Consider the following 25954-nt stretch of genomic DNA (forward strand, 5'->3'; position numbering starts at 1 on the left):
ATGGAAAAGTAGGGAATAATGCGATAATCTCAGGCTGTAGATGCCAGTTAGGAAGTACTAAAATCTCTCTGAATAGATATTTCTGATTGATATTGAGTCTTCAAGATTTCAGATTCTATAGGGCATTTAAATTTTCTAATTCTAAAACTTAGTGATTTGAGTTGGAATATCCAGCATTTATCGTTCTAAATATGACAATCCAAAACTATGGACTTTAGTACAAATCTTTAGCTATTTTAAATCTTTATATATATAGAGATTTTATTGTGGTGTCAGTTAAATATTTGTGATAACTAGCAGATTAAAAACTTAAATCTCAGCTAAAAACTTGGCTTTTCAGTATTGAGTAGTTTTATCTTGTTTTGTTGTATAAATTTGCATAAATTATTTTGCAAGACTTAATAAGTTTATATCAGTTCATACTAATTAATAAATATATAAACTGATTTTTATTCTTTTTTAAGCTATTAAAAACAGGATAAAAAATTGGGGTTTCTATATTGCCTTATTTTATCAATATGCTAAGCCATCCGAGTATTTGCATTTCAAAATATATAACCTAGGTGAAAATTAATGGAAATTACAACAGCAAAACAGTTCAATCAAAATCTTGCTTTCCGTCCTAATGCATCAGGAACTCCAAAAACAATAGCTTTTGATGATTTGATAAAAAAAGCAAAAGAAGGAGGAAAAGGCACAACAGAGTTTTTCAAAAAATCTGCTGAAGTTAGTTCATTTTTAAGTTGGATCAACGACGAAAATACTAAGCATAAAGAAGATCCTGATTACCCTAGCCCTTGGAATGTTGATACGACAGAATCTGGATGGCCTTCCATTTATGCTATTCAAGGCAATTTTCAGTTTATTATCGAACTCACAAATATAGATAAGAATGCACTGAAACCAGGGTCTACTAGTGAAGAATTTGATTTAGAAGAATCAAATGGATTTACCTGGAATGGCAAGCATTACAACACTTTTGGGGTTGCTGAAGCAACAATTTATCATGACAGTGAAGTATTCAACACTACAAATGTTGCTCTCGGCGTCGGTGGGTTTCTAGCTTCTGATCTCTTGCTTGAAACAGCTTTTGTCGAGTTACTAAAGCCAATTATATCAGCTTTTACTGATGCAATCAGTATCGGTCTACAATCAGCATTCACTGGTATAGGTGATGCTTCTGAGCTAATGGGAGAAGCATTCTCTGAAGCATTGGAGGGAGTGACAATGGCAGGTGGGGTTGCATTTCTTGGAATCATTGTTTTAACAGCAGCCATTATCATTCTCACTGAATTATTAGACTTTCCGATGTACCACTCAGTTACCCTTGTAAATCTAACACCGTACTATTTGGAATGGGGCATTCATGCAACCTCTGGTGGTACAGTTATTGGCAATTTCCCTGGGAAGGGTACAACAAAAAACCCTTATATACCTGCTCCTAAAACTTATAAACCCATTGGTCAAAAGTCTGAAATTGTCGTTCCACAAGCAGGGTTTGGATTTACCAACAAAAATGATGAATGGACTGGCGTAGAATACGTTCTTCATCTTAACTATTATGAAGATGATTCCCACAAAAAGAAAGTTGGCTCATTAGCAATTCTATTTGATATTCCAAAGATTGGAGATAATTCTTTTTATGCTGAAAATGGCATCACTGGTAACTGGGAGGATTGGGAAGATGATAAAGAAGGAATAGATAAAGTTAAGTCAAAAACTTATGCTGCTCCAGAAAGCACCAAGGTAACGCTAACTTATAACGCCCTTAGTGGGGAGACTAACGGACCTACTGAAGGTGAAAAAGGTTACTACTATAGCTCAATGATCGTTTTAGAATCCTGATCATAAATCCACAGGGTATTTCCTTGAATTTGCTCTGTTGCTTCAAGGTTTGAAGCTATCATAATAATTATTGAAATAATTTAATTATTTTACTGGGATATCCCACCAGAAAAAACAATGGGAAATACTCCTTAAAGTAGTTTCTAGGTATTCTCTATCTCTAACAAGCCGTAAACACAGCCCCCAACTCATCAAAACTCCCCTCCGCGTCAATTACCCAAGACTGACTCGCCAAATCTCTGAGTTCGCTCGACCAACTTTGCTCCGGCTCAATTTCCAGTAGGAAGGTATTAGTCTTCAAATTCTCTTGGGAATCTGAGTACTCTTGAAACTATCGAGAGCAGACCAGCTCGAGGCTTGGGGGGATAAGTGGGCACCGTGGAAAGACAGGTTACAGAAAACTATTGCTGTGCTGGGGAGGGTTTAGGTTTTGGATTCCCTAGGGCAACTGAAAAGGTGAAGAGTGCAAAAAGGAAAAAGGACTACGGTATACACACAACCCGAAAACCGAGAGCGTTGCTGCGAGAGCCGGGAAAGTAGAGGTTATGGCGGGAAGCAGAGCGGCCAGACCGCCTGGGCTGACGGCACCTCTTCTCATCAAGATACTGGCCGAATAATATTCATTGTTACCAACTTTTGGTTCAAACCCATTTTTCTCGCAGCTCAATAGTCCGTCTCGTCCAAATGTTCTGAGACATCTCGGTAAAGATTAAAAATATGGTGGTCTTTTAATCCGTAAATCACGGTTCGTCCACATTTACGGCGGCGGACCATCCGCGTATTTCTGAGAACTCTCAGTTGATGAGACACGGCTGATTCTGACATCTCAACTGCAGCTGCTAACTCTCCCACCCGCATTTCTTCAATGGCAAGAGCCGATAAAATTCTCCAACGATTAGGGTTGCTCAATACGCCTAAAAATTCAGCCATCCGCTGTGCCTTTTCAATGGACAAAATTTGATCTACCACTGGCTTCTCTGACCGGGATTTCTCGGAAAAGGAATGAGTGCTGATATCAAGGCGAGAGTGCGACATGACGTGATTGAAGGTTGCTTGACCCTAAGATAATCAACTCTAGATGGCTTTCTGCATACATTACTAATGACATTTTAATACTTGATCAGTTATTCATATGTTAGTCTGTGAAGTATGAATGATTGTTCATATATTTAGTTGTGGAGGTTTGCAATGGCGACCGTTACTCAAATGAAATGTGCTTGCGAGTCTTGTCTTTGCATCGTGACAATTAGTGATGCTATTCAAAAGGGCGGCCAGTATTTTTGTGGCCAAGCCTGTGCGGATGGACATCCCTCTGGCTCGGGTTGTGGACATACAGGTTGTGGATGCCATTCATAATTTGAAGAAAGCGGGCTTGAATCAAAACCGGGTCACACTGTCTGGATCGATCAAGGTCATCTGAAGGCTTGTTTTCACTCCTTGGAATTGACCCTCAAGGACGATTCCGCCTGCAATTGCATCTATATTCCCGCCAAAGAGGAGCGTACCAGCGTTTCAATATTGTCCAGTCGATTTGAGCAATGGGTGGTCATCGATCTTCCTCGTCCCTGGAAACCAAGGGTTGCAAAGCTTTGATATCTGTAATCCAGCGATGCAGCGCACTTTCGGCAAAATCCCTTGTCTGAGATGTTGCACCAAGGATCCTGCCTATGAGAAAAGGGCGTGCAGTTATATCCAGAAGCAAGCATGCCAAAATACATCCTTGCCCACGCCCAAGGGCTAGTCTACACCTTGCTCCATTTGATGCAGAGTCCCTATCAGCAAGAGACCTTATAAGCCTTATTGGAGTTGTTTTTAGAAGCGACCGGTCAATCTTTACCTGCCCATAGCAAAGTTAAATCTGCCAGTGCCATCAGTCGATTTCTCAATCAGTATCAATGGCCCACCCGTCAAGTAATTCGTGCGGTGCGTCAAGCATCCTGATTTTCTCTCTGTCTAAAGTGATAAAAGAGGGAAAATAGGGAAATCTACACAAATGCGGGGCATCCTAACGCTAGGTGAGCTGTGTATAACTCATGCACGATTACTAAAGAATGGCCAATCGTGGCATAAATTTGTCTCATCGCTCAGAGCCAATGCAATTAGATCATCAATCAACAACTCCTCCAAGTCAGACTTCTGAAGTAGCTCTTCAAACCCAACTTCAGCAAGCTATTTTATTATTGGAGGTTACCAAAGAGATTCGGCAGAGTCTGGAAACTCAAACTATTTTTGAAACCTCTGTTCAGCGGGTTTTGGAATTAATAAAGGCTAATAGAGTCGCCATCTTCAAACTGGATTCAGCTACCAACTATACAACGGGATGCTTTGTTGCTGAAAAAGTAGTTCCGCCTTTTACATCCGCTTTAGCCGCCAATGTACGCGATGATTGTTTTGGTCATAATTATGCCAATAAATATCAGCAAGGACAGGTGTTTGCCGTTGCGGATATATATGCCGAAAATCTGAGCGATTGTCACGTTCGAATTTTGGAGCGGTTTCAGGTTCGGGCAAATCTTGTCGTTCCTTTGCTCCAAGGAGAAAAATTATGGGGGTTGTTATGTATCCACCAATGCAGTGGCCCTAGGGCTTGGCAACCCTATGAAACCCAATTTATTCAGGAGGTGGCGGACCATCTGAGTGAAGCCCTGAGGCAAGCAGAACGTTTAGAAGAGACTCAGCAGCGTTCGCAAGAATTACAGACGGCTCTGAAGTATGTTGATACCCAACGCAAGCGGGAAATTTTAATCGCAAACCATGACCGCAATGTTGCTCAAATTATCAACCAAATTCGTCAAAGCCTAGATATCAAAGATATTTTTATAGCGACTACGGAGAAGGTACGAGCGTCTCTAGAATGCGATCGCGTTGTTGTCTATCATTTTCTACCGGACTGGTCCGGTGAATTTATGTTTGAGTCATCAGACACTTCATTCCCTCCCCTAGTGACTGCTAATTCCACAACTAACTGGGAGGATACATATCTGCAAGAAACCCAGGGAGGACACTATCGCCATCAAGCAACAACTGTAGTAGCAGATATTTATGAGCAAGGCTACACAGATTGCCATCTTGCCATGTTGGAACGATTTCATATCCGAGCCTTTATGGTTGTACCTGTATTTGTGGGTGAGAAACTATGGGGCTTATTAGCTACCTATCAACATACTCAAATCCGACATTGGCAAGATTTAGAGCTGAAACTGCTTAAGAAAGTGGGAGCCCAATTAGGAGTGGCGCTGCAGCAAGCAAATTTACTCAAAGACTTACGTGAGGCTAAAAATGCTGCTGAGACCGCAAATCAGGCTAAAAGTGTTTTCCTTGCCAATATGAGCCATGAGCTACGCACACCCTTAAATGCGATTCTTGGCTTTAGTCAGCTACTCAGCCGTGATCAGAATTTGACCCTAGAGCAAAAGCAGACGCTGAGAACGATTAATAGCAGTGGAGCCCATCTGCTCAACTTAATTAATGACGTTTTAGAAATGTCCAAGATTGAAGCTGGAAAAGTTGATCTGAATCAGGGGCAGTTTGATCTGAGAGCGCTTCTAGAATCTCTGTTTGAGATGTTTAGCCTTAAGGCTGAAGCCCGCCAATTGCGTCTTGACTTTGAGCTTCCACCTGATTTACCTCAATATATTGTGAGTGATGCAAGTCGGCTACGTCAGGTGCTCATAAACGTTTTAGGTAACGCGATTAAGTTTACCGAAGTGGGATCAGTCACCTTAGCAATATCCACCCTTCCCCTGCAATCTGTAAGTGAACAGCTCAGTGATATTAGCTCTGAAAATGAAGCCATAACGCTTGAGCCAACCTTGGAAAACGACACGCTCTTGCAGATCACTGTTACAGATACGGGGGTAGGCATTGCTGACGATGAACTACCCAATCTTTTTAATCTGTTTACACAAGCCTGTGCGGGTCGTCAGTCCTTTGAGGGAACTGGTTTAGGGCTTGCCATCAGTCGCCAATTTGTACAGCTGATGCAGGGAGATATTCATCTCTCTAGTAAAGAAGGCCAAGGGACAAAGGTCCAGATTCAAATTCCAGTTAAGATCGCGGTGACTCCACCAGCTCAAAGGTGTAATTCTCCCGGAACTGTGGTGAGTCTCGCTCATGATCAAGCGGAACAACGGATTCTTATTGCAGAGGACCACCCTGAAAATCGACAACTTATGGTCAAGCTACTGCAAAGTGTCGGCTTTCAGGTTCGAGCAGCTGAAGATGGTCAGTCTGTGATTGATCTATGGCGAACTTGGCATCCCCATCTAATCCTAATGGATTGGCAGATGCCGGTACTCAATGGTTATCAAACCACGCAACAGATTCGCTATCTGGAAGCACAATGTTCCACTCCCCTTTCCACTGAGGAGAGGACAGTGATTATTGCATTGACTGCCAGCGTTTTTGAAAGTACCCAAAAGGAATCGCAAGAAGCGGGATGCGATAGTTTTATTTGCAAACCCTTTAAGGAAGAAGAACTGTTCAATGTTCTGGCTACGTTCTTGGGGGTGGAATATATCTATGACCCAACCCAGGATGAAGCTTCTAATGAAAGTGAAGTCAAAACCTGGACTGACTTAGAAATCCAACAGCTTTTATCGTTATGGCCAGCAGATCACTTACTTGATCTTAAGCAAGCAGCGATCACCTTAGAAGAAGAGGCAGTCTTTCATCTATTGATGGCTTTTCAAGCAAAGGAGCCAGCGTTAATCCAAAAACTCATGGAATACTTCGATACCTTGCGATTTGATAAATTGGTTTATTTTGCCCAAGAAGCTTTAGACCTTGGGCAAAATAAGCCCAAGTGAAATTAATCATAGCTACTCATCGCAATGCAACTGACAACTCCTCAGGCTGCCAACATCTTAATCGTTGATGATAACTTGAATAATCTCAAGGTTTTAGTAGGGATATTGTCGGATTCGCCCTATAAAATTCGACGGGCTGTGACTGGAGATATTGCCTTGCAATGTATTACTGCTGCACCTCCCGATTTAATTATGCTAGACATTATTTTGCCTGATTTCTCAGGTTACGAAATCTGCGCAAAGCTCAAGCAAGATCCTGAAACTGCGAGTATTCCCATTATTTTCATGAGTGCCTTAAGCAGTAATGCGGATAAGGTAAAAGCTTTTACTGTTGGGGGAGCTGACTACATTACCAAACCTTTCGAGAGTACGGAAGTGAAGGCTCGAATCCGTAATCAATTGCAGCTAAGGGCGGCTCAAGCACAAGTAAAATTGCTCACTGCTGAACTTGAAAAAATGCGTACAGTCCAAATCAGTCAATCTGGCAATAATTAGCAGAATCTTGCGAGTGGTGACATCAAGCGCAAGCCAAATCTGTACATTATTCAAATTATTTCCGAGAGCTGAAGGCTCAAACTTTCAAGATCAATTTCATAGTGCTGCATCAATGTATTGATCTGGGTATCTGTTTGAGCAAGTTGAACCAGCCCCCATAAGAGATGTTCAGTCCCAATCGATTTTTTCCCTTCGAGTTGAACAGCCTCTAAGGACAACTCCACAATTTTTTTGCTTTGCTGATTTAATCTGGGTTCCCCCCGGTATTCAAAGGAGTGGTCGTCGGTGGTAATCTCTACAGCTGTGCCGTTTGAGTGCAGTAAACGAGCAGACGTAGAGGTAGGGTCAGCCAACAAGCCTGCCAGTAAATGCTCTGGTGTAACTTGTGCGGTTCCTTCTTGTTCAGCTCGATGACCGGAGAACTTGAATACATTGATTGCTTTGGGAGCAAACCGTTCAAAACCAAAATACTTTTTGTAGCGTTTGACGAGCGTTTGCATCGGATTTTCAGCCTCGTAGATAAATACATCTTCAATGGACACTTTGAACAGCTTGGCCAGTTTGAAAGCCATTTCCAAACTAGGGTCAAACTTACCGGACTCAAAACCATTGACAGCCTGACGACTAACTCCTAGGTCTCTGGCTAACGCGGCCTGAGATTTGTGGTGAAGTTTTCGCAGCTCTTTGAGTCGATTTTTCATCGATGACGGTTACTTGTCGTCAAGTAACACTTTACGTTGGGTATTCTGATATGTCAAGCATCACTTGACAACATTCAAGCAAGGCTTGGTCAGCAAGTGTTTTGAAGCAGACTTCTTAGTTACTTGAACAAGACGAATATGGCTATGCACACCTGCTTCAGCGGATTTACGACAGGAAACAAGTGGCCAGGATAATTTAAAGGGGTGGTGACCGCCTTGAAGGCTATTACACGAAGTTAGGGTAAGTCGTCCAAGTCTCTTCTGTTATTTATCGAGCCCATCGCGCAATTTCAACACCATCTCCATTCGAGACGACACTTCTAATTTTCTAAACATACGTTTCAAGGCTTGTTTCACTGTATTTCGACTAATCCACAACGCTGCACCAATTTCTGGATTGGTCAGCCCTTGAGCGACAAGATTAGCGATTTGTCTTTCTCTAGGTGTTAGGGATTGCCAGTAGGGGTTGGAATCTGCAACTGAATGTTTGCGAAGTTCAGCAAGACGCGTGGAAAAGTGCGTACAAACTGCCCCAAATCTGGAGAGATCGAATTGATTAAAAGCAGGACCATGACCAACACGAGCAAAGTTAATGGTACCGATCAACTGTCCTTGGCCCAATACAGGACCGGTCATGATGTGTTCGTGGTCGTAGGTAGAACAACATCGCTGATAAAGTTCACTCTGTTTCCAGGTCCCTTTTGGTAATACCAACTCTTCATGGGCTGGTGCATGATAGTTCAGGACAAACTTTAAGAGGCTGTTTGAGAAGTTTTAGTGCTCCTGCGCTAGCCTTCGAACCATGAGTCGAATCATCGCCACATAAACAAGCGCTTCAGCCGTCCTAGTCAGCACCTCATAATCTTTATTAAGACGTCGAGACCACAACAACCATCCAAACGTCCGCTCTACAATCCATCGTTTGGGAATAACCTGAAACCCCGCTAGATTATCTGAGCGTTTGACTACTTCCAAGACATATTGAAAACGGTCCATTACCCACTTCATCAAAGCTTGTCCTTGATAGCCTGCATCAGCCCATATCCGAACTAGACGGGACAAACTCGCACCTTGGCGTTGAGCTTTCCAAAACAGTATTTTGGCCCCTCGTTGGTCAGAGATATTTGCAGCGGTGACCATCACCATCAGAACCAGCCCCAAAGTATCAACGAGCACATGACGTTTACGACCTTTGACCATTTTCCCACCATCAAACCCAATCAAGTGACACCGAGGATTGCCGACTTTGACCGATTGAGCATCGCAGATAGCGGCACTGGGACTGGGATGACGGTCTTCACTCACCCGCACTTGCATGCGTAGATGTTCATTGATTTGACTCCAAGTCCCATCATCGCGCCACCTTCGAAAATAGCTATAGACCGTTGACCAACAGGGAAAATCATGAGGTAGTTGTCTCCACTGACAACCTGTAACCACGAGATAAAAAATGGCATTGAGAACACTGAGCATATCAGTGGTGCGAGGTCTACCTCCAGGTTTAGCAGCAGGAATCAAAGGCTCAAGTAATTCCCATTGCAGGGTGGTGAGGTCGCTATCATATGCTGTAGGCATTGCTCTCTAGGTCCTGTCCAGTGTTTGTGTATTGACAGATTAGTACCTTGAGAGCTTTACTCACTTCTCAAACAGCCTCTAAGACAGGATCGACGGGAATACCAAATTTTTGATATCGCTCAGCAAAGCTATCCGAAACGCCACGGGCATCAAAACTAACCAGATTATTGGCTGAATCAATCAGCGAAATTCCCCACCGTTGTATCCCAAAATAATGGCTGATATTATCCATTACTCTAAATCGCAGTACTTCTTCTGTGGGGGCAGTTGCAATTTCGTGAAATAGAGGATGAAGCGACCTAGACATGGCTTAAAAGTGTACCCACTTGGGGTCTAGTGACGTTAGCTGCATTTCCTTAAAATCCTTACATAATTAGACTTTTCAAACAACAAAAGGGAATGACGCAACTACAGATTGGCTTTCTGATCTATCCGGGAGTAATTCAGCTAGATGTAATGGGCGCTTATCAAGTTCTCGCCTTTCCATCGAATACCCATGTGCATCTGATCTGGAAAACGCTAACACCTATCGCCAGCAATGAAGGGTTAACCCTAACACCAACCGCAACCATTTCCGATTGTCCACCGTTAGATGTCATTTGTGTGCCAGGGGGTGGGATGGGACAAATCGAGGTGATGAAAGATCTGGAAATTTTAGACTTTCTGAAACAGCAGTCTCAAGGCGCACAGTACGTCACCAGTGTCTGCACAGGATCGATGATTTTAGCGGCGGCTGGCGTATTACAAGGCTACAAAGCAACTTGTCATTGGGCATTTCGAGATCAACTAGCAATACTGGGGGTTGATGTCATGTCTCAAAGAGTCGTGATTGATCGCAATCGCGTTACAGGGGCTGGTGTGACCTCAGGGATTGATGTTGGCTTAACGCTTTTGGGGCTGCTTTGTGGTGATGAAGTAGCAAAAATGACTCAACTCATGATGGAGTATAGCCCTGAACCTCCTTTTAATGCAGGGACACCAGAACAAGCAGGGGAGGAAATCGTTCAACCCTTTATTCAATTGGGCAAACCACTGCTTGATGCTTTCCTAGCTCAAACAAGAGATTCGGCAAGTCAACTCAGTATACAAAGCTGATTTTGGGGCTTAGGGGGCATGGCTATCTTAAGAGGATTAGGCCTCATGAAAATTCGTCAACTCCTCACCCTTCAGTAGGAATAAGGATGGATTGCACTGCTGCCATCCTTTAAGGGGTAAGGTCTGGATTAAATTGCCGAATAAGCTGTATTGCTCGTTGATACTCTTTCTGATTGCCTTGTTGGGAGAACAGCCCTGCGGCCTGCCTCAGATCGACTAGCCCATTCGTTTGATCTCCCAAGGAGAGCCTCACACTTCCCCGGTACAGATAGGCTTCTGCAAACCGAGCATTTCGCTGCACCGCATCATCAAAATCTTCTAGTGCTCCAAAGTCATCCTCCAGTTCAAACCGCACTTTTCCCCGATAGAAGTAGGGCGTGGCACTATCTGGATTGAGAAGAATTGCTTGAGTGAAGGTTGCGATCGCATCACGATACTGACCCTGTTGGAAATGGACCTGCCCTTGCCGAATCAAACCTGCAAGATTGTTTTCCGATGCGATGGCGACCCTGGAGCATAGCATCAGCAGCAGGGCCACCCCGAAACCGCATAGTTTGTTTGATTTCAGCATATCCCGATCTACCCACATCCCTCAAAAACGACACCGCTACGACATCGAGTTGTATGGTTAATCATGGAGCAGCAACCTGAAATTAGCCTGAGCGAACCTTAAACAAGCCAATATGTCTCCTCCCATCCGTATTTTAGTCGTCGAAGATCACCCAGTTGTCCGCCACGGCATTATTGCGATTCTCAGCCAAGCCGAAGATATGGAAGTCATTGCTGAAGCTGAAAATGGCCTAGAAGCTATTAACCAATACGAAACCCATCAGCCGGACATCACCCTGATGGATCTGCGCATGCCCCATCTTGAAGGGGTCGAAGCCATTGCTCGCATTCGCGCTAAAACCTCCACTGCCCAGATCATTATCCTCACCACTTACGACACAGATGAAGATATCTATCGGGGCCTGCAGGCGGGTGCGAGGGGCTATATCCTCAAAGATACAACTGCCACAGAACTGATCCAGGCCATTCGCACCGTCCATGGTGGCAAACGCTACATCCCCTCAGAAGTGGCCCTCAAGCTGGCGGACCGGATTGACGATAGCGATCTGACCGAACGAGAACTCGAAGTCCTGCAATTGCTGAGCAAAGGGAACAGCAACCAAGAAATTGCCGCTGCCCTCACCATCTCTGAAGGAACCGTCAAGTTCCATATCAACAACATTCTGTCCAAATTGGGGGTCAAAGACCGCACCCAAGCCGTGATTATGGCCTTAAAAAAGGGGCTGGCTCGTCTCGACTAAATCGGGCAGAAGCCTCCTAAACCAAAGGTTTTCCTCAACACCTAGCCAAAAGTTAGGGAGATGCCCCTGCTCAACGTTGGGAATTTCTCATAACTCTTCCTAAGTACGATTGCTGAACACTGGACTAGCGCTTTCACTGGTCTGACTTGGTATAAAAAGTCAGGTCGGATGACAAGCGACTAAACCCCTTGCCTCTCCTTAAAATCTTTTTCATGAAGGCAACTCGATCTAGCAAACAAACAGGAACCCATCTCTATGTCACCATCCTTACGCCCTTGTGATCATTTTCGGGGGTCTCCAGGCGATACTGTGACGCTTATCCTTTATGGAGATTACCAATGCTCCCACTCCTGCCAAACCTATAAAACCATTACCAATGTTCTCAACCAATCCCCCCATCCCGTTTGTCTCGTCTATCGACACTTTCCCCGAACTCCACCCCAGACCTCTGCCTGGAAAGCTGCTGAGGCCGCCGAGGCCGCATCCGCTCAGGGTAAATTTTGGGAAATGCATGATCTTTTATATCAACATTCAGAGATGCTAGAAGACGACAAACTCGTTGAGTGCGCCGTCCAGGTGGGTCTCGATATTCCTCAATTTCTCAAAGGCCTTACCAACCATATTCATACTGAACAAGTAGAGGCAGATATTGAAAGCGGACGTTCACAAGCCATTACCGCCCCTCCCACGATCTTGACCCGTATTTACTGGCAGAGAACCTCGGCCCTAGAACCTCTCCTATCCAAAGTTCTAGAGATTGTTGAACTGACTCGGCCTGATGACAGCTCTTGACAAACTTATTGGCATCATTTTTAAGAAAAGTCTAATTTCAATATTTTTAGGACTGATTTAGATAAGCACTTTAATCACTAATTTCTTGTAAATGCTAGAGAACTTTGCCCGTGATACCACTCTTCTAAGCTTTCTTGACAGCAATATTAAGTCTAGATCCCTAAGTTTCTGCCCCTTGTTTGCCCAAGAGGATTGCCTTCTCATCCGTACAAACTCAGCAGAGACATAACATGAGTATTCAAGAGAAATTAGAGCCACCCTCTTACAAACTTGAGGGCTTCTCGTTTTACACCGCTTTAGAACCACCGACCTGCTACGAGGAACATCGCCACGACGAACTTGAAATCTGCCTGATGCTAAATGATGCAGCCGCCCAGATTGCTTGGTTGCCAACCGAAGGGAGATCGCAATACCGTCCAATTTCTGCGAACCAGCTGTGTATTATTCCGTCTCACCACTCCCATACCCTCGCCTGGGACATGCCTGCAGACTGCATTTTGATTTTTTTACATCCCAGCTTTATTTTCCAAACCACCTATGAATGGACCCTGGGCAGCTCTATCCAGTTTGAAGGGCGATATGCCATTGCCGATTCCCTGATTCATTCCCTCGCCCTCACCATGCGCTCTGCCTTCGAGAATCGGGAATTTACCGATTATCTCTACATTGATTCCTTGGTCAATGTATTGGCCATGTATCTCCTCAAAGCCTACTCGGATTGTCACACCGTCGCCCAAAAAACACCTCGGCCCCAGCGGTGGTTGCGACAGACCCTGGACTATATTCACGATTCCCTTGGACAAGACCTGCGACTATCAACGTTGGCCCATATTGCCCAAATGAGCGAGAGCAGTTTTTGTCATCTTTTTAAGGAGCAGATGGGCATCTCTCCCCACCAATACGTTATTCGCCAGCGCATCGAGAAAGCCAGACTGCTGCTGATTGAAAAAAAGTTACCGATTGTGGAGATTGCCTATGACTGTGGCTTCAATAGCCAGAGTCACCTCACCCTTTATTTTCGGCAGCATCTGGGAATCACCCCCAAAGCCTATCAGGATAGCCACTAAAGATAGGCCAGGGCGGGAGACGGGTAAACCCGCCTCAGAAAAAATGGGGGAGCCGTTAAGGTCATGCCTTAAGTTCTCCCTTAACCTCATTATCTTGACCCACAAACCGGACGGACTATTGCTCAATAGGGAGATTCTAGAAATAATCTCCCATGAATCCAAATGAGGATTTTCGTTCCCCTGAGTCAGATTCACCGATTTACTCCATCAACTGCGGTGATCCAGACGCTGTTCTCCAAATTTGTCCAGAACGTCCGCACTGCTCCAGCCAAGCGGCAGGATGGGATGGACTCATTCTCAAAGAGCACCATCAACCGGCCCATACCACACCGGTCCATAAATTCACTCACCATGTGTTGATCCTCTCTCCCTTGGATAACGTTTTTGAGGTGGAGTATCAGTTAGGCGAGCTTTCCTTTCAGGGACCCTATGGTCATGGGGAGCTGATGATTATTCCGGCCCATACCCCCCAGCAGTGTCAGTGGCATCAGGCAGTATCCTTTCTCAGTCTCAGCCTCGAACCTCAATTTTTCGAGACGGCAGCCTACGATTTAACACAGGTCAACCGCTTTGAACTACTGCCCAATATTGCGGTTCAAGATCGTCTGATCTATGACATCGGTACAGCCTTACGGCAAGAACTCAATACCCTCGAATTCACGGATCACCTGTATATTGACTCCCTAGTCACCGCCTTATCCATCCATTTGATGAAACGGTATTGTACACAAGTCCCCCGCCTCAAGGATTCATCCGATCAAGGACTACCCCCGGCCCTGTTGAATCGAGCCTTAGAGTATATTAACGATCACTTGGACCAAAACCTGAAACTCGTGGATCTGGCCCAAGAGGTGGGCATGAGTCGGTACTACTTTTCACGGCTGTTTAAGAAATCCATGGGCGTTGCCCCGCATCAGTACGCCATTAAACAGCGAATCAAAAAAGCCAAGGGATTGCTGAGGCAAACGAATACCCCCATTGCCATGATTGCTCGACAGTGTGGTTTTACCAATCCGAGTCATTTAAGTAAGTATTTTCGCCAGCTCACGGGGGTTACTCCAAAGGCATTTCGAGACCAATATCGTTGAGTTAAACATGAGTGCAAGATCGTAATAGTTCCTGCAGGAATATAAAAGAGTTATCCCCCATTGATTTCATACTCTAAAGGGGCATCACACACAGAGGTTGGCGTTGCTAGTCGGTGAATTCAACCATCACCATGCCCTGAAGACTGTACCCATATTATTCAGCGAATGGATGGTATGAAATTGATCTCCTAGCAGCGCCAAAACAAACAAGATGTTTTTGATGTGACCTCATTAGTGAATGAAAATTCATGCATAATCACATGCCCTTGTTGCACCTCACAACTACTCAGACATATTGATCGTCGAGGGATTTACTGGTATTGCCTCCATTGTCGAGCAGCCATGCAGGTCCTAATTGAACACTCACATTATCTACTCATCAATTCTCAGCATAAAGTGTCAAATCTTCAGGATTTAGACACATTAATGGATTCACAATCTCTTCCTTTATTGCTCAATCTATTTATCGATTAACACTCGATTTTTAAGATGGACTGCCTTGGCTTTGTTTGCGTATTTGTATTGATTGCTAAGTTAAATCCGAAATAAAAATTATCCCCTGTTTTTCTGATTTATCTCAAATCTTTATAGGTCCTTCAGATGACGGAAGGCCCTGCTATCCTTCATCCCCTAGGAGATAAAAATGAGTGTTGCTCAAACCCTAACTCAACCCAATGCCCTGCAAAAGCTAAAGGATTATCATCAGTCCGTTTGGTTTGACTATATCCGTCGCTGTTCCTTGGAAAGTGGAGAGTTACAAGAACTAGTAGCCGATGCAGAAATTCAGGGGGTCACCTCTAATCCGGCCATTTTTCAAAAGGCCATTGCAGGAAGCACGGATTATGATGCTGCCTTGTCTGCCTTAGAGCGGGACCATGACCAGGATGCGATTACCCTGTACGAACAATTGGCGATTGCAGATATTCAAGCGACTGCGGATATCCTTAAGCCCCTTTACGATCGGACAAATCGATTAGATGGCTATGTCAGTCTAGAAGTTTCACCTTATCTGGCGGAGGAGTCGGAGCAGAGCCTCCAGGAGGCTAAAAGACTATGGCAGACGGTGAACCGACCTAACTTAATGATCAAAGTGCCAGCGACCCCCGCTGGCATTCCCGTGATCCAGCAATTGATCAGTGAAGGCATTAACGTTAATGTTACGCTGCTGTTTTCTCAAACCGCCTACCTAGCGGTAGCAGAAGCATACATATCAGGGCTAGAAGCCTATACGGCTCAAGGCGGTGATCCGAGCCATATAGCCAGCGTCGCCAGCTTCTTTATTAGCCGCATCGATACCGCTATTGATGCCCAAATCGCTGAACGCTTAAAAGCCCCGGATATCGATCGGCAAACCACGGTCCTGCTTCAAAGCTTGCAAGGCAAAGTTGCGATCGCAAATGCCAAACGGGTCTACCAGGATTATCTACAGCTTTGCCAAGGAAGCCGCTGGCAGGCGCTTGCTCAGAAAGGTGCTCAGCCCCAGCGTCTGCTATGGGCCAGTACAGGGACCAAAAACCCCCAATATCGCGATGTTCTCTATGTCGAAGAGCTAATCGGGGCTGAGACCGTCAATACGATTCCGCCGAGCACCTTGGCAGCGTTCCGGGATCATGGTCAGCCTCGTGCCAGCCTAACGGAAGGGGTCAAAGAGGCGGATCTGGTGATTGCCAGCTTGCCTGAAGTGGGCATTAATCTTGACGCGGTCACGGATCATCTGTTGGCTCAGGGGGTTCAGCTCTTTCAGCAAGCCTTCGATCAGCTGCTCAGTGCCGTTGAACATAAGCGCGAGGTCCAGCTCGGTGACGCGTTGAATCGGCAGACGTACAGCCTACCGCCAGATCTGGAGGCCAAGGTGCAAGCCACCCTGCAGGATTGGCAAACGACTGGCAAGGTGCGACGGCTGTGGGCAATGGATGCCTCTCTCTGGACAGGTACTGATGAAAGCCAGTGGTTGGGGTGGCTAGGAACCACGGAAGATCAGTTAGCTCACCTCACAACCCTAGAATCTTTGTCCCGAGACGTGCAGGCATTGGATATTAACCATATTCTTCTTTTAGGGATGGGGGGATCGTCTCTGTGCCCCGAGGTAATGAAGCTCACCTTTGGACAGGTGGACGGTTATCCAGAACTGCTCGTGCTCGATTCTACCGATCCGGCCCAGGTGCAAGCGATGGTGGATCAAATGGACCTCAAGCGCACTCTGTTTATTGTCTCCAGCAAGTCGGGCAGTACCCTGGAACCCAATATTTTTCAGCAATACTTCTTTGACCTGGTCCAGCAAGCGATCGGGCCAGAGGTGGCGGGGTCTCGGTTTATTGCCATCACCGATCCAGGTTCTCAGCTCCAGCAGGTCGCAGAAGCGTGCCACTTCCGTCATCTGTTTTTTGGCCTTCCCAGCATTGGCGGTCGATACTCAGCCCTCTCTAACTTTGGTATGGTGCCAGCGGCCTGTATGGGCGTCGATGTCGCTCAGTTTCTCGATGCTGCGGAGGAAATGGTCCATTCTTGTGCTGCCTCAGTTCCGGCTATAGATAATCCAGGGGTGGTCCTCGGCATTGTTTTAGGAGAAGCCGCCCAACAGGGCCGAGATAAACTGACCCTGATCGCGTCGCCAGGCATTGCCGATATTGGAGCTTGGTTGGAACAGCTCTTGGCTGAGTCCACAGGTAAAGATAGCACTGGCATTATCCCGGTGAATCAAGAACCATTGGGGGTGAATTATGATTGCGATCGCATCTTTGCCTACATTCGTTTAGACGCGGCCCCCGATCCAGCCCAGGACCAGCAGGTCGCTGCCCTGAAAGCGGCAGGCCATCCCGTGATTCAGATTTGTGTTACCGATGCCTACCAGCTGGGCCAAGAATTTTTTAGGTGGGAGATGGCTACGGCTGTGGCGGGGGCAGTCCTGAACATTCATGCCTTTAACCAGCCGGATGTAGAAGCCAGTAAAATTGCCACCCGTCAGCTCACGGATGCCTATGAACAAACGGGCCTTTTGCCTACCGAAACTCCGATTTTCCAGGAGGCTGGACTGCAGTTGTTTACCGACCCAGACAATGTGGCTGTGCTCACGGCATCCTTAAGTGCTGAACCCAGTTTATGCGGGTTTCTCCATGCCCATTTGAGCCGTATCCATCCAGGGGACTACTTTGCCCTGCTGGCCTATATCCAAATGAATGAGGTCCACCGCGAACAACTGCAGATTATGCGGAAAACGGTCTGCGATCACAAACAGGTGGCCACCTGCCTTGGGTTTGGTCCTCGGTTTCTCCATTCCACTGGCCAAGCCTATAAGGGTGGCCCCAACACAGGTGTTTTTCTCCAAATCACCGGTCAAGACGAGGTCGATATTCCCATCCCCGGACATGGCTACAGCTTTGGGGTCGTTAAAGCCGCCCAAGCTCGGGGAGATTTTCAAGTTCTAGCGGAACGCAAACGTCGGGTCCTTCGAGTCCATTTAGTCAGCGATATCGAATTAGGACTAAACACCCTGCGCGTTGCTATTCAGGGAGCTTTGCCCTAGATTGCCCTGGTCCTGGAGGAAGGAGCTACTAGCTCCGCTAACCGTCCTTTGATTTTGCGAAAGTCACCAGAGCTTCTCAAACCAGTATTGCCACTACACCTTTAATTCTTTATCCCAAACCACAGGAAAACTTTATGGAAATCGGCATGATCGGCCTCGGACGCATGGGGGCCAATATTGTTCGGCGTCTGATGCGTTACGGACATAGTTGTGTAGTTTATAACCGCACTCCCGATAAAGTTGCCCAGCTAGAAGCTGAAGGGGCCATCGGCGCTGCCTCCCTAGACGACTTAGTCCAAAAACTGACGCCTCCTCGCATTATCTGGGTGATGGTGCCTGCGGGAGAGGTGACGGAACAAGTGATCGGGAAGCTAGCGGACAAATTGGAGCGCGATGACATCATCATCGATGGTGGCAATTCCTACTACAAGGATGATGTTCGACGATCCCAAGCGCTGCAAAAACAAGGGATTCACTATGTTGATATTGGCACCAGTGGCGGAGTGTGGGGGCTGGACAGAGGGTACTGCTTAATGATTGGAGGACCCCAGGAGGCTGTTGAGCAGCTGGACCCTATTTTAAAATCCGTTGCACCGGGCAAAGGAGAGATCGAAACAACCCCTGGCCGAGAGCAGCTCAAGGGAACTGCTGAAGAGGGTTATTTACATTGTGGTCCTGTGGGGGCTGGACATTTCGTCAAGATGGTGCACAACGGTGTTGAATATGCGTTGATGCAGGCCTATGCCGAGGGATTTGATATTTTTCGCAGCGCGAACTCGGAGGAACTGCCCGCCGACCACCAATACACCTTAAATGTGGCCGACATTGCTGAAGTCTGGCGACGGGGAAGTGTGGTGGGGTCTTGGTTGCTCGATCTAACAGCGATTGCTTTAGCAGAGGATCCAGCCCTGTCTGGTTATTCTGGCCATGTCCAAGACTCCGGTGAAGGGCGCTGGACCTTGATGGCCGCCATTGAATCTGCGGTTCCGGCGGATGTTCTGTCCGCCGCCCTCTACACGCGATTTCGCTCTCGCCAAGAGCATACCTTCGCTGAAAAAGTCCTCTCGGCCATGCGCTACCAGTTTGGTGGTCATGTGGAAAAGTAAGGAGGAGTCGATGATCGCCACTGCACTCAGCTTAAACCCGACGGATGCCATTGAAGTCACCGGTCCCTGCATCATCGTTATTTTTGGCGCTGCCGGAGACTTAACGAAGCGGAAATTAATTCCGGCCCTCCATAATCTCGCCCAAAACAAGCTTTTACCCGATGCCTTTGCGATTTTAGGGATTGGCCGAACCTCAACCCAAACCAATGCCTTTCGCAGCCAAATTCACCAAGATTTACAGGAGTTTGCGGCAGATGCCCTGGAATCGGAGCTGTGGGAGTGGTTGGAACCTCGGCTTCACTACCTGGCAGGAAACTTTCAGGCCCCTGAAACCTACCAGCAACTTGCAGCCCAACTTCAACAGCTCGATCAAGCCTTTGGAACTCAGGGCAACGTTCTTTTCTATTTCGCCACTGCTCCCACCTTCTTTACGGAGATTACCCAGCAGCTTGGGGCAGCGGGACTGGTTCAGGAAACATCTGACCAGTGGCGACGGATTATTTTTGAGAAACCCTTTGGTCAGGATCTAGCCTCTGCCCAGAGATTGAACCAAGAGATTGGTCAGGTCCTAACGGAATCGCAAATTTATCGCATTGATCATTATTTAGGCAAAGAAACGGTTCAGAATATCTTGGTGTTTCGATTTGGCAACGGCCTGTTTGAGCCGGTGTGGAACCATCGCTACATTGACCATATCCAGATTACTGTCGCTGAACAGGTGGGAGTTGAAAGTCGCGGCGGCTACTACGAGGGGTCGGGGGCGCTGCGAGATATGATCCAAAACCATCTGTTTCAGCTCTTAGCCCTTACGGCCATGGAACCCCCAGTTTCTTTCGAAGCCGATGCGGTGCGAGATGAGAAATCTAAAGTGCTCAAAGCCATTGAACCCCTCACGGCAGAGGAGGTCCTCACCTGTGCCGTCCGGGGGCAGTATGGTGAAGGGCAAATCAAAGATCAGTCGGTCTCAGCCTATCGACTCGAATCGCGGGTGTCTCCAGAATCCAATACGGAAACCTTTGCAGCCTTAAAGCTCACCATTGATAACTGGCGGTGGGCGGGGGTGCCCTTTTACCTGCGCACGGGTAAACGACTGCCGGAGCGGGTGAGTGAAATTGCGATTCAGTTCAAACACGTCCCCTCCCTGCTGTTTCGGGAGACCTCTATTGATCAGCTTACGGATAACTTTTTAGTCCTCAGGCTGCAGCCTAACGAAGGCATCAGCCTCCAGTTTGGAGCAAAAGTTCCTGGCCCCAAAGTGCGCATGGGCAGCGTCAATATGGACTTTTGCTATGCCAATTTCTTTGATGCCACCCCCACCACTGGCTATGAAACCTTGCTGTATGACTGCATGATTGGCGATGCCACCCTGTTTCAGCGATCCGACAATGTGGAGCTGGGCTGGCAGGTCATCACGCCGATTTTAGATGTGTGGAGCGCTCTCCCCAGCCGAGATTTCCCGAACTATGGGGCGGGAAGTTGGGGACCGCAAGCTGCCACAGATTTACTCACGCGAGACGGACGCCAATGGCACAGCAGCAGTCCTCAGTTTTGTAGTGCTTAGGGAAAAGAGATGAGTCATCCCACCACCTTTAACAGTCATCTATGGCAACAACATCGCTTGGCTCAGCAACCGATTGAAATCTCCATCTTGTTAACTCAGATGGGCTTTGCCGCCAAGGTGCTGGCCCGTGAAATCAGTCGAGCAGCCCTGATGGGAAATTTGGGTCTGATGGGTGAGACCAATGCCACGGGGGATGCCCAGAAAAAGCTGGATGTCTTTAGCAATCAGATTGTGATTGATGCCTTTTCGAATATTGGTTTGGTGGCTGTGATCGCATCCGAAGAACTAGACCAGGTGAAGCTGATTGAGTGCGGCCAGCAGGCCCAGTACATCCTCTGTACTGATCCCCTAGATGGGTCCTCTAACACCGATACGGGTAGCGCGGTGGGCACTATCTTTGGCATCTACCGTCGGCAAACGAGTGGATATTGCAGTACCGAAGCCGATGTCCTGCAGCCGGGTACAGAATTGGTGACCGCAGGCTATGTCCTCTATGGCACCAGTACGATGTTGGTTTACACCACTGGTGGACGAGTCGACGGCTTTACCCTTGATCCAAGCTTAGGGGAATTCCTCCTCTCCCATGAGAATATTCGCTGCCCTGAAACGGGCAAAACCTATAGTGCTAACCTGAGCTACTACCAGGAATGGCATCCCCATATTCAAAACTTTGCGGATTACTTAAGCGATCGCAAGTCTCATACGGCCCATACCCTTCGTTATAGCGGTGCCCTTGTTGCTGATGTCCATCGCTGTCTACTGGAAGGAGGACTCTATTTTTATCCCCCCACAGCAGATCAGCCTGAGGGCAAGCTGCGGTTGCTCTATGAATGTGCCCCCTTGGCATTTTTAGTGGAACAAGCCGGGGGGAAGGCCACTTCCGGTCTTGCCCGAATTATGGATCTAGAAGTGACCTCTATTCACCAGCGCTCGCCCCTAGTGATTGGTAGCCAAGTGGCTGTTAATTTATACCAAACCTTTCTGGAGCAAGGGAAAGCAGCTTAGCCACCTCTAATGAATGGGATTTCTTAGATGGAATAAGGCGATTGCTTAACTCGAATTCAGTGTGCCTTCAGCAAACCTTAAGTCCCCAGCCGTAAGCTCACAGTCACCATTTACAAGGAAGAGATTTGAACCATGATTACTAAATCTTTAATCACAGCCGCTGCCATTCTCACAGTTACACCCACCTTAGCCTGGGCCGCTGACGTCTTAGAGGGGGCAACGGTGGTTGAATCGGCCACCTTTACAGGGGAAAGCGACCATACCGTAAGTGGAAAAGTTGAGATTGTTAAAAAAGGCAAAGTTTATTATCTCGTTCTCGGTGAAGACTTCTCCTTTGATGGTGCTCCTGATCCTCGACTGGGCTTTTCGAGTCAGGATTCGTATGTTGAAACCAGCACATTTTCTGGCCTCAACCTTGATAGCGGCAAGCAAATCTATCGGCTACCAGCCACCCTCGATATCAGCAACTTTGATGAAGTCACGATTTGGTGTGAAAAGTTTGGTGTACCTTTGGCAGAAGCAAAATTCTAAAGGGCAAGGCCGACCTTACCCGGAATTCGGGCTAACTCATCTGAGGCACCAAAATAATTGGGGTGTAGCTGCTACCATTACATTAACTTGCCGTAATTGCTAAACTTCATGTGATTTTGTGGCAGACAGTTGCGGCATCTGGGTGTCCGAAAGAGAAGGGGATTATTGCGGCCATGACCACAAAATTCCCTTCTGAAGCGTAAGTTATAGGGATATTGAGTTGAGCGAACTAAGTGCAAACGATCCTGTTTATCTGCACTGGGAATTACTACCGAAGTCGATTTTCAGAGCATTACTTCAACCATTTAGCAGCGCAAAAGGAACTTGGTTGGCGGGCAGAGTCTCGGGGGCTTGCTTTGGAGTGGGGACAAAACAATGATGGCCCCATTTCTAAATATGCTCGCCAAGGATTACTGAGTCGCAATATCCAGCTCTCCGATGAGCTTCGTTTTCCCTTGCCGCTGACCTTAGCTGATCTCAATGCATCCCATCAGGTGATTGCCGTTGATGAAACAGAGCATCGACCCTTGATGCACGCACGATTTCCAGACTGGGAAAACAAAATCGACTATTGGTGCGTCCATGATATCGATCGTGAGAATCCAGAAGAGGCCCTTAAACAATTAGAAAACCACATCCAAGATCTGATTTCTAGACTGTAGGATCGGTTTCAAACCCCTAGGGAAAAACCGTCATGGCTTGGTCTCGGAGAAACTTTCTACTTACTGCAGGTTTGGGAACGGCTGCAGGTACTCTGGTTACCCCTCAAATCGCAACCAGCCAATCAGCCAACCATCGAGCTAAACACCAAAACATCAAGAATTGGCGGGCCGTCCGCACTCACTTCAATTTGGACCCCAAATATATTCATATGGCGGGTTTGCTACTAGCCTCCCATCCCACTCCCGTTCAATCTGCCATCGATGAGCATCGGGATGGTCTCGATCAAAACCCGACCCATTATCTCTATGACCATCGACCCGATTTAGTGGCAGCGGTGCGAGCCAATGCGGCGGATTATTTGGGGGTTCAAGCTAAGGACATTGCCCTTACGGACAGTACAACAATGGGGACTGCGCTGGTAATCAATGGGCTGAGCATTCGACCTGATCAGGAAATGTTGACCACCACCTTTGATTACTACTCCACCCATACATCTTTGAAATATAAAGCTTCCAGAACTGGAGCAACGGTCAATGAAATTCCCCTGTATCGAGATATCCAAACTGTTAGCCAAGACGAAATGGTCGAGACCTTGATCAAAGGGATTGGCCCCAAAACGCGTCTGGTTACGGCAACCTGGGTTCATTCCAGCACGGGTCTCAAAGTTCCCATTGCTAAAATTGCAGACCAGTTAAAGCAACTCAACCAAAATCGCTCAGAGGAAGATCGGGTCCTATTTTTTGTCGATGGTGTTCATGGTTTAGGGGTCGAAGATGATGCATTGCCTACCCTAGGATGTGATTTCTTTGTTGCGGGCACCCATAAATGGATGTTTGCCCCGCGAGGTTCTGGTTTTATTTGGGGCAAACCTGAAACCCAAGATGCCGTTACACCGACAATTCCAACATTTTCGGGCGGGGCAGGCTGGGGGGCTTGGATGACCCCTGGAGGATTTAAAACCTTTGAGCACCAATGGGCGATGGCTCAAGCCTTTGCCTTTCACCAACAGATGGGCAAAGAGCGCGTCACCAAGCGCCTGCATTCCCTCAGTCGGCAACTGAAAAAGGGGTTGTCAAAAATGCAGCATATCAAGCTGTATACGCCCATCGACGATGATTTATCTGCCGCAATTGTTTGTTTTGATGTGGAGGGACTCTCGCCCAAGGCAGTGGTTGCTAAGCTAAAGGCTAAAAATATCATTGCCAGCACTACCCCTTATGACGTGTCCTATGCTCGCTTGACGCCTGGCGTTTACAACACCCCTGACGAAATCGATCGCGTATTGAACCAGATTCGTGATTTAGCTTGAAAAGCTAACGACGAGCAAGGCGACGAGCTTGAAAGATCCACTGGGTCACTTCCGCGACGGTTGGGCAAAGGGAGTTTCGTCCTAGCATCGCCACATGTAATCGGAGTAGTTGTCGATGCAGACGCTCAGCTGTCATCTGGGCAAGTTGCTCTGTCGAACCCACTCCTGCATGTAAGAGCAAACCACAGTTCTTCGTTCCCACACCAGGAATTAAAGACAGTTCTGCGAGAGCAGCCCATTTATTGATGTATTTTTGATGCAGTTTCAGTTGCGCTGCTAATTGTTGGCGTTGTTGGAGCGATTGGGTTTGAGTGTGGAGTTTGTGAATGGTTGTAATTCCACATGGCTTTGTTGCATGAATCGCGTAAAGGCTAGATGAATTGCCTCTCCTCGTTATTCTTAAGCTTCAACCCAAACAGTCTCGGGTTTGGCGATCTGAATCATTCGATTGAGTGCCGCACACTGCAGGAGTAACTCTGTGGCTTGATTATCAAAGTTACGGGAACGTACCTGACCCCCAAAGATAGTTTTGAAGCGAAACATCGTCGTTTCAGCTAGAGACCGCCGATGATAGTGGGCTTGTTTTTTCCACCTCTTTCGTCCCTGTTTTCGGATGGCTCTGAGATTTTGATCTCGTGGATGGGGTGGAGCATTGCAGTTTCCATGTTGCCAAATTTTGGCATTCTTCCTTGGGGGAATTGCAGCTGTGGCATTGCGCTCCATGAGGGCATCATAGCAATGACTTTGGTCATAGGCTCCGTCAGCAGAGACCTGTTCAATCTCATCGTCGATGCCTTCAAGGAGATCTTCAAACACTTCACCATCCTGAACGTCATTGGTTGTCACGACACCCGTGAGAATTTCTCCAGTGGACTCATCAACACTCAAGTGAAGTTTACGCCACGTCCGACGTTTGCTCACACCATGTTGCCTGGTTTTCCACTCTCCTTCACCATAGACTTTGACCCCTGTGCTATCGATAACGACGTGAATGGCACCTTGCTTAGGTATAACGGGCAATGAAATCGATAGCTGACCTTTCCGCCGAGAGACGGTGCTGTGGTCACAAACGGGAAGCTCAATTCCCATCAACTCAAACAATGAATTTAGAAATCCTTCGGTTTGACGCCCTGCTAAACCATAGATACATTTGACGGTCTCGAAGGTGGAGATTGCTGTATCGCTATAGGTCAGAGAGGCTCCCCGCTTTTGTCTCGGTGTGGTTTCTAGCCAATGAACGATAGCTGATTGTTCGAGCCAGAAGGTCACACTTCCCCGCTGTTTGAGACCAGCGTTATACTCGGACCAGTTGCGGATTTGGTAACTCATGGGCTAGCGGTTTTTGGTGGTACATAAACTCTAGCCCGCGCCTAATCCGCAGCACCTATTCATGCAACAACGCCATTCCACATTGCTGAAGTTGGCTGAGATGGTCAGAACTCAGACCGGACAGTTGGGAAAGGGGTTCCGCAGGTGTATA

25 protein-coding genes and 1 pseudogene are annotated in these 25954 nt (G+C 47.0%); 17 read left to right on the forward strand and 9 right to left on the reverse strand.

Going from position 1 to position 25954, the window contains the following annotated elements; all coding sequences use genetic code 11:
• The first annotated feature begins 573 nt into the window (after positions 1-573).
• Positions 574-1845: a hypothetical protein gene (locus tag AM1_RS28350; protein ID WP_012166407.1), complete on the forward strand. Its 1272-nt coding sequence runs from the start codon at positions 574-576 to the stop codon at positions 1843-1845.
• 160 nt (positions 1846-2005) lie between these two features.
• Here the strand turns inward: AM1_RS28350 and AM1_RS42430 are convergent, their stop codons facing one another.
• Positions 2006-2146, reverse strand: a complete 141-nt coding sequence (locus AM1_RS42430) for a hypothetical protein (protein ID WP_012166408.1) — start codon at positions 2144-2146, stop codon at positions 2006-2008.
• Between the two features lie 362 nt (positions 2147-2508).
• On the reverse strand, positions 2509-2880 hold the full coding sequence (locus tag AM1_RS28355; RefSeq protein ID WP_041660671.1) for an ArsR/SmtB family transcription factor: 372 nt from the start codon (positions 2878-2880) through the stop codon (positions 2509-2511).
• 153 nt (positions 2881-3033) lie between these two features.
• Here AM1_RS28355 and AM1_RS38975 point away from each other — a divergent pair, with 153 nt between their 5' ends.
• From AM1_RS38975 to AM1_RS28365, 4 genes and pseudogenes are all read left to right on the forward strand, one after another.
• Positions 3034-3201: a metallothionein gene (locus tag AM1_RS38975; RefSeq protein ID WP_071819979.1), complete on the forward strand. Its 168-nt coding sequence runs from the start codon at positions 3034-3036 to the stop codon at positions 3199-3201.
• 324 nt (positions 3202-3525) lie between these two features.
• A pseudogene (locus AM1_RS41370) lies at positions 3526-3783 on the forward strand (IS701 family transposase); the annotation flags it as partial.
• Between the two features lie 155 nt (positions 3784-3938).
• Positions 3939-6653 carry a GAF domain-containing hybrid sensor histidine kinase/response regulator gene (locus AM1_RS28360; RefSeq protein ID WP_012166414.1) on the forward strand — a complete coding sequence of 905 codons (2715 nt, stop codon included), beginning with the start codon at positions 3939-3941 and terminating at the stop codon, positions 6651-6653.
• Between the two features lie 24 nt (positions 6654-6677).
• Entirely contained in the window at positions 6678-7148 is a 471-nt protein-coding gene (locus tag AM1_RS28365; RefSeq protein WP_012166415.1) for a response regulator, read from the forward strand.
• Between the two features lie 50 nt (positions 7149-7198).
• Here the strand turns inward: AM1_RS28365 and AM1_RS28370 are convergent, their stop codons facing one another.
• The 4 genes from AM1_RS28370 to AM1_RS41375 form a co-directional block, all read right to left on the reverse strand.
• On the reverse strand, positions 7199-7849 hold the full coding sequence (locus tag AM1_RS28370) for a helix-turn-helix transcriptional regulator (RefSeq protein ID WP_012166416.1): 651 nt from the start codon (positions 7847-7849) through the stop codon (positions 7199-7201).
• Between the two features lie 264 nt (positions 7850-8113).
• A complete protein-coding gene (locus AM1_RS28375; protein WP_238549117.1) occupies positions 8114-8485 on the reverse strand; it encodes a LuxR C-terminal-related transcriptional regulator in 372 nt (123 codons plus the stop codon).
• Positions 8486-8623: 138 nt separating this feature from the next.
• Positions 8624-9424, reverse strand: coding sequence for an IS5 family transposase (locus AM1_RS28380; RefSeq protein ID WP_012161398.1), 801 nt, complete (start codon positions 9422-9424; stop codon positions 8624-8626).
• 67 nt (positions 9425-9491) lie between these two features.
• Entirely contained in the window at positions 9492-9731 is a 240-nt protein-coding gene (locus AM1_RS41375; RefSeq protein ID WP_012166418.1) for a hypothetical protein, read from the reverse strand.
• Positions 9732-9823: 92 nt separating this feature from the next.
• Between AM1_RS41375 and AM1_RS28385 the strand changes: the two genes are divergently transcribed.
• The gene (locus AM1_RS28385; protein ID WP_012166419.1) at positions 9824-10519 is read left to right on the forward strand and encodes a DJ-1/PfpI family protein; all 696 of its coding nucleotides are present in this window, start codon (positions 9824-9826) and stop codon (positions 10517-10519) included.
• A 109-nt stretch (positions 10520-10628) separates the two neighbouring features.
• Here the strand turns inward: AM1_RS28385 and AM1_RS28390 are convergent, their stop codons facing one another.
• Positions 10629-11090 carry a tetratricopeptide repeat protein gene (locus AM1_RS28390; protein ID WP_238549118.1) on the reverse strand — a complete coding sequence of 154 codons (462 nt, stop codon included), beginning with the start codon at positions 11088-11090 and terminating at the stop codon, positions 10629-10631.
• 112 nt (positions 11091-11202) lie between these two features.
• Here AM1_RS28390 and AM1_RS28395 point away from each other — a divergent pair, with 112 nt between their 5' ends.
• From AM1_RS28395 to AM1_RS28445, 11 genes are all read left to right on the forward strand, one after another.
• Positions 11203-11829, forward strand: coding sequence for a response regulator (locus AM1_RS28395; protein ID WP_012166421.1), 627 nt, complete (start codon positions 11203-11205; stop codon positions 11827-11829).
• A gap of 255 nt (positions 11830-12084) precedes the next feature.
• Complete coding sequence (locus AM1_RS28400) at positions 12085-12621, forward strand: DsbA family protein (RefSeq protein WP_012166422.1); 537 nt, start codon at positions 12085-12087, stop codon at positions 12619-12621.
• Between the two features lie 230 nt (positions 12622-12851).
• The gene (locus tag AM1_RS28405) at positions 12852-13688 is read left to right on the forward strand and encodes an AraC family transcriptional regulator (RefSeq protein WP_012166423.1); all 837 of its coding nucleotides are present in this window, start codon (positions 12852-12854) and stop codon (positions 13686-13688) included.
• 152 nt (positions 13689-13840) lie between these two features.
• Entirely contained in the window at positions 13841-14776 is a 936-nt protein-coding gene (locus AM1_RS28410) for an AraC family transcriptional regulator (protein ID WP_012166424.1), read from the forward strand.
• A gap of 643 nt (positions 14777-15419) precedes the next feature.
• Positions 15420-18299 (forward strand): bifunctional transaldolase/phosoglucose isomerase, encoded by a 2880-nt coding sequence (locus tag AM1_RS28415; RefSeq protein ID WP_012166426.1) that lies wholly within the window; start codon positions 15420-15422, stop codon positions 18297-18299.
• A 134-nt stretch (positions 18300-18433) separates the two neighbouring features.
• Positions 18434-19405 (forward strand): phosphogluconate dehydrogenase (NAD(+)-dependent, decarboxylating), encoded by a 972-nt coding sequence (gene gnd / locus AM1_RS28420; RefSeq protein WP_012166427.1) that lies wholly within the window; start codon positions 18434-18436, stop codon positions 19403-19405.
• 10 nt (positions 19406-19415) lie between these two features.
• Positions 19416-20966, forward strand: a complete 1551-nt coding sequence (gene zwf / locus AM1_RS28425) for a glucose-6-phosphate dehydrogenase (RefSeq protein WP_012166428.1) — start codon at positions 19416-19418, stop codon at positions 20964-20966.
• A gap of 9 nt (positions 20967-20975) precedes the next feature.
• On the forward strand, positions 20976-21971 hold the full coding sequence (gene fbp, locus AM1_RS28430; RefSeq protein WP_012166429.1) for a class 1 fructose-bisphosphatase: 996 nt from the start codon (positions 20976-20978) through the stop codon (positions 21969-21971).
• Between the two features lie 132 nt (positions 21972-22103).
• Positions 22104-22502, forward strand: a complete 399-nt coding sequence (locus AM1_RS28435) for a DM13 domain-containing protein (RefSeq protein WP_012166430.1) — start codon at positions 22104-22106, stop codon at positions 22500-22502.
• A 233-nt stretch (positions 22503-22735) separates the two neighbouring features.
• A complete protein-coding gene (locus AM1_RS28440; protein WP_012166431.1) occupies positions 22736-23164 on the forward strand; it encodes an arsenate-mycothiol transferase ArsC in 429 nt (142 codons plus the stop codon).
• A 32-nt stretch (positions 23165-23196) separates the two neighbouring features.
• Entirely contained in the window at positions 23197-24474 is a 1278-nt protein-coding gene (locus tag AM1_RS28445; RefSeq protein ID WP_012166432.1) for an aminotransferase class V-fold PLP-dependent enzyme, read from the forward strand.
• 4 nt (positions 24475-24478) lie between these two features.
• Here the strand turns inward: AM1_RS28445 and AM1_RS38985 are convergent, their stop codons facing one another.
• Together AM1_RS38985 and AM1_RS28450 are read right to left on the reverse strand one after the other, a co-directional pair.
• Positions 24479-24871 (reverse strand): DUF4332 domain-containing protein, encoded by a 393-nt coding sequence (locus AM1_RS38985; protein WP_071819981.1) that lies wholly within the window; start codon positions 24869-24871, stop codon positions 24479-24481.
• A 2-nt stretch (positions 24872-24873) separates the two neighbouring features.
• On the reverse strand, positions 24874-25803 hold the full coding sequence (locus tag AM1_RS28450; RefSeq protein ID WP_012161013.1) for an IS5-like element ISAcma6 family transposase: 930 nt from the start codon (positions 25801-25803) through the stop codon (positions 24874-24876).
• Between the last annotated feature and the right edge of the window lie 151 nt (positions 25804-25954).

This window comes from Acaryochloris marina MBIC11017 (genome assembly GCF_000018105.1).
GTDB classification, from domain to species: Bacteria; Cyanobacteriota; Cyanobacteriia; order Thermosynechococcales; family Thermosynechococcaceae; genus Acaryochloris; species Acaryochloris marina.